The sequence below is a fragment of the Actinophytocola sp. genome (genome assembly GCF_049647105.1).
Classification (GTDB): Bacteria; Actinomycetota; Actinomycetes; order Mycobacteriales; family Pseudonocardiaceae; genus Actinophytocola.
The window spans coordinates 1-5,059 of the sequence record NZ_JBARWZ010000129.1 but is presented as its reverse complement, the minus strand read 5'-3'; the positions used below and the strand labels follow the sequence as shown (position 1 = coordinate 5,059).

At 69.8% G+C, this 5,059-nt stretch carries 5 protein-coding genes; 1 reads left to right on the top strand and 4 read right to left on the bottom strand.

Translation table 11 applies throughout. The features are described 5' to 3' along the window. Window positions 1-695: hypothetical protein (locus WBA97_RS15970; RefSeq protein WP_424231600.1), on the bottom strand; the 695-nt coding region annotated here is incomplete at its 3' end. Between the two features lie 200 nt (window positions 696-895). On the opposite strand from WBA97_RS15970, the gene WBA97_RS15965 reads away from it, so the two are divergent. Continuing rightward, a complete protein-coding gene (locus WBA97_RS15965; RefSeq protein ID WP_424231599.1) occupies window positions 896-1,312 on the top strand; it encodes a DUF1801 domain-containing protein in 417 nt (138 codons plus the stop codon). Window positions 1,313-1,353: 41 nt separating this feature from the next. Here WBA97_RS15965 and WBA97_RS15960 read toward each other — a convergent pair whose 3' ends face one another. The 3 genes from WBA97_RS15960 to WBA97_RS15950 form a co-directional block, all read right to left on the bottom strand. Further along, window positions 1,354-1,680: a nuclear transport factor 2 family protein gene (locus WBA97_RS15960; RefSeq protein WP_424231598.1), complete on the bottom strand. Its 327-nt coding sequence runs from the start codon at window positions 1,678-1,680 to the stop codon at window positions 1,354-1,356. 267 nt (window positions 1,681-1,947) lie between these two features. Then, the gene (gene uvrB / locus WBA97_RS15955) at window positions 1,948-4,113 is read right to left on the bottom strand and encodes an excinuclease ABC subunit UvrB (RefSeq protein WP_424231597.1); all 2,166 of its coding nucleotides are present in this window, start codon (window positions 4,111-4,113) and stop codon (window positions 1,948-1,950) included. 35 nt (window positions 4,114-4,148) lie between these two features. Next, window positions 4,149-5,059, bottom strand: a 911-nt coding sequence (locus tag WBA97_RS15950; protein ID WP_424231596.1) for a DUF5685 family protein, incomplete at its 5' end; no start/stop codon positions are given.

Here is a 5,059-nt window from a genome sequence, read left to right as displayed (position 1 = left end):
GCATACGCGGGCCGGGTGCCCCGCAGGGCGGGCACGCGGGTGACGGCGTCGCGGACACGCGGCACACGGATGGCCACCAGCGCCACGGCGACGATCACCGCGAGCGGCCACGCGTGCGCGGGTTCTGGCACGGCGAGGACGGCGGCGGCGAGCAGCCCCGTGACGAGATCCCGCCGCGCGACGGCGGCCATGAGCAGCACCGCGGCGATCGACGCGGCCACGACGGTGCCCGGCGCAAGGATGGCGGCACCCGCGACCGCTCCCGCGAGATCGCCCCACCAGGCGCGCACGGGCGCACACACCACGACCGCGGTGAGCAGCACCGCCAGTGTCACCAGGACACCGTCCGGGAGCGCGAGCGCGATCAGCACGCCGGCGCCGGAGAGCCAGATCCGCGGCCCGGTGGCGGCGAGGCCGAGCAGCACGAGTGCCGGCAGGCCGTAGCGCAGTGGGTCGGCCGATGCGGTGCTGCCGAGGAGCCCCGCACCGAACGCGACCAGCCCGCTACCCGCCGACCGCACGACCGCGTCGGCACCCGGCAGCATCGTGACACCCGCGCCGACCGCGGCCACCGCGACCGCCACCAGCGCCCGGACCACGCCGCCGGTCAGCACGGAGAACCCGACCACGACCGCGCCGCCGAACGTCAGCGCGGCGGCCACCACGAGGACGGGCGCGAAGGACCGGGTCACCATCCAGTTCTAACGCAGATTGGGCGCGAGTGTCCCGAACCGGAAATCTGGCACCTGATTCGGCGGCCCAGCTTCCTTCTGGCGGCGTTGCCGATCCACCCAAGTACAACCCGGTACGAGGGAGGATCGGTGCCTTGCCAGCAGAAACCTGGATCCACCGACTCACGCACCGCATTTCCGGTTCGGGACACTAGTGTCGCGGTGTGGACTACGAAACCGACCCACGCGTCGACGACTACATCGGCCTGCTGCCCGGGTGGCAGCAGGAGATCTGCCGCGAGGTGCGTGACCTGGTCCACGCGGCGGACCCCGGGGTCGAGGAGACGATCAAGCGGTCGGTGCAGCCGTACTTCGTGCTGGAAGGGAACGTGTGTGCCCTGCTGGCGGCGAAGACGCACGTGAACGTGTTCGTGTACGACGGCGCGATGGTGCCCGACCCGGAGGGCATCATCACGGCCGGGCACGACAACAAGACCGCGCGTACGGTGTCCTTCCGCGACGGCGAGCCGGTCAACAAGCCCGCGCTGCTGGCCATGTTCCGCCAGATCATCGCGAACAACCGGGCGGGCGGCTGGCGCAGGCTGCAACGCGAAGGCCGCCAGAACGCACCGGTCGAGTAAGCGCCCCCGGCGCCGGGGGCGGATGACGTGAAGCCACGACGCTAGTCGTCGCCGCCGAGAGTGCTGGTGGTGTAGGTCCACATTTCGGCCATGAGCCCGTCCGCCAGCCGGACGACCCAGACCAGCCGCCGCCCGCCGACCCGCCCAAGCACCGCGACGAGGTCCCCGTCGCCCTGAAGGATGTCGTCGACGTCGAACCGCAGCCCGGGCGAAACCGCCCGCACCGCGGCGACGGCATGCTCGACGTCGGCGACACCGTCGATCTCCGGATGCCCGTGATCCACCCACCCTGGCGACAGCACCTCGCGTGCAATCCCCACATCCCCGGAGTTCCACATCTCGAAGTAACGAGCGACAACGTCGGTCACGCTACTCATGATGCCCGCGCAACCCCGCCGAAGCGACAAAACGAGGATCCCTGGCACAACAGGAGAAGGCAGGCGAGACAGCGAACACGTGCGACGACACAGGTCCGCGCTAAGGCCGAGCAGAATCGCCGGGCCGAGGAAGCGACGCCGGGGTGACGCGTCGGGAGCGAGGTGGCCGAAACCAGCGAAGCCGGCCGGGGACATCACGCTGCGGCGACGGGTGCGGGTGCCCAGCGCGGCGGGGCCGCGGTCCTGGCAGCGGTCAGCTCACTTGACTCCGGCAGCGTCCATGCCGCGCAGCTCCTTCTTCAGATCCGCGATCTCGTCACGCAACCGGGCCGCCAGCTCGAACTGCAGGTCACGTGCCGCGTTCATCATCTGGTCCGTCAGCTGCTGGACCAGGTCCGCCAACTCGGACCTCGCCATGGACCCGACGTTCTCCTTGACGTACACGCCCGACGAGCGGCCGCCTGGCTCGCCCGCTGCGCGGCGGCCTCGGGAGGCGTTGCGGCCTGAGCCGCCGATCGGGACCTCGTCGCCTTCGGCGGCTTCCGTGTAGACGCGGTCCAGGATGTCCGCGATCTTCTTGCGTAGTGGCTGGGGGTCGATGCCGCGTTCCTCGTTGTACGCGATCTGCTTGGCGCGCCTGCGGTTCGTCTCGTCGATGGCGTGTTTCATCGAGTCGGTGATGCGGTCGGCGTACATGTGCACCTGACCCGACACGTTGCGGGCCGCGCGGCCGATGGTCTGCACCAGGCTGGTGCCGGACCGCAGGAAGCCTTCCTTGTCCGCGTCGAGAATCGCGACCAGCGACACCTCCGGCAGGTCAAGGCCCTCACGCAGCAGGTTGATGCCCACCAGCACGTCGAACTCGCCAAGACGCAACTGCCGGAGCAGTTCCACGCGGCGCAGCGTGTCCACCTCGGAGTGCAGGTAGCGGACGCGGATGCCCAGCTCCAGCAGGTAGTCCGTCAGGTCCTCGGACATCTTCTTCGTCAGCGTCGTGACCAGCACGCGCTCGTCACGTTCCGCGCGGATGCGGATCTCGTGCACCAGGTCGTCGATCTGGCCCTCGGTCGGCTTGACGATCACCTCGGGGTCGATCAGGCCCGTCGGGCGGATGACCTGTTCGACGAACTCGCCGCCCGCCTGGCCCATCTCGTACGGGCCCGGTGTCGCGGACAGGTACACGGTCTGGCCGATGCGGTCCTGGAACTCCTCCCAGGTGAGCGGGCGGTTGTCCATGGCGCTCGGCAGGCGGAAGCCGTGTTCGACCAGGGTCCGCTTTCGGGACATGTCGCCTTCGTACATGCCGCCGACCTGCGGCACCGTCACGTGCGACTCGTCGATGACCAGCAGGAAATCCTCGGGGAAGTAGTCGAGCAGCGTCGCGGGTGCGGTGCCCGCCGCGCGCCAGTCGATGTGGCGCGAGTAGTTCTCGATGCCGGAGCAGAACCCGACCTGACGCATCATCTCGATGTCGTACGCGGTGCGCATGCGCAGCCTCTGCGCCTCAAGCAGCTTGCCCTGCTTCTCCATCTTCGCGAGCTGCTGCTCCAGCTCCTCCTCGATCCCCTTGATCGCGCGCTCCATGCGCTCGGGGCCCGCGACGTAGTGCGTTGCCGGGGAGATGCGGACCTTCTCGACCTGCTTGACGATGTCGCCGGTCAGCGGGTGCAGGTAGTAGAGCGCCTCGACCTCGTCACCGAAGAACTCGATGCGGACCGCGAGCTCCTCGTACGCCGGGATGATCTCCAGCGTGTCGCCGCGGACGCGGAACGTGCCGCGGCTGAACGAGACGTCGTTGCGGGTGTACTGGACGTCGACCAGCGCGCGCAGCAACGTGTCCCGGTCGACCTCCTCACCGACCGACAGCGCGATCGTCCGGTCGAGGTACTCCTGCGGGCTGCCGAGACCGTAGATGCACGACACCGACGCGACCACGATCACGTCCCGCCTGGACAGCAGGCTCCAGGTCGACGAGTGCCGCAGCCGCTCGACGTCCTCGTTGATGGACGAATCCTTCTCGATGTAGGTGTCCGTCTGCGGGACGTACGCCTCCGGCTGGTAGTAGTCGTAGTAGCTGACGAAGTACTCGACCGCGTTGTCCGGGAAGAACTCCCGCAGCTCGTTGGCCAGCTGCGCGGCCAGGGTCTTGTTCGGCGCGATCAGCAGCGTCGGCCGCTGCAACCGTTCGATCAGCCACGCCGTGGTCGCCGACTTGCCCGTGCCGGTGGCGCCGAGCAGCACGATGTCCTTCTCGCCCGCATGGATGCGGCGCTCCAGATCATCGATCGCCGCGGGCTGGTCACCGGCGGGCTGGTAGTCGCTGACCATGCGGAACTGCCCGTCGGTGCGGGGGATGTCACCGATGGGCCGGAACTCGGAGCTAGCAGTCACGATTGCCACGACGGAAAGGCTACGCCGGGCCACCGACAATTTTCGTTCGCCCTGGTCAGGGGCGGTTTTCAGCTGCAGTCGCAGTCGCAGTCGCAGCAGCAGCAGTCACAGCCGTCGCCGTCGCCCTTGCCCCTGCCGCAGCAGTCGCCGCAGCCGCAGTCACCGTCGCAGGAGGAGCCGTGCGGCTCGCCGGACCACGGGCCCGGCCACGGGTCGCGGCAGCAGAACTGGCAGGTGCAGCACTGCCACAGCGCGATGCCGCAGCCCGCGAACGCCCCTCGCCTGCGCGGCGGCACCCGGAACTTCGGCAGCCACAGGCCACCGCCCTTGCCGTCGTGCACCTCGCCGGGCTTCGAGTGCTTGTGCCCGAACGCGCGGATCACGGCCTGCTCCAGCTCGTGCACCAGCAACGCGTGCACGAGCCCGCTGTCGCGGAACGACACGTCCGCGAGCGCGAGCCGCACCCCGAGCACGGCGTCGTCGCACAGCCGCCGTGCTTCCTCGAGCGACGTCCCGGTGGCCGTCAGCGGATTCCATACACCTGACTCGGTGTCCTCATCGAGGTCCTCCACCGCGTCCACCAGGTGCACCACGCGGCCGAAGAGCCTGCCGACCTCGCGCAGCGGCGTCTCGTTCTCCGGCCGCCCAGCCAATACAGCCGTATGGGCACAGGCCGCCGCGGTCGCGGTCTCGGTCGGTTCGGTGACCAGCAGCAGGTCACCGGGGCCCGCGGTGGCCTCCAGGGACGACTGCCTGCCGACGGCATCGAGCAATACACCGGTATCGAAACCGACCCCGTGCCCGGACGAGCCGCCCTGCCGCGCCCACCGCGTCGCCACCATCCGCCCGGCCCCGGCGACGGGACGCCTGCCGAACGCGCCGTCACCGTCGTCGACGTGGTCGCGCACCTTCGCCGAGGCCAGCACCAGCGACGCCGCCGCGGCCAGCCGGGCGCCCGCGCCGACCGACACCTCCGCGG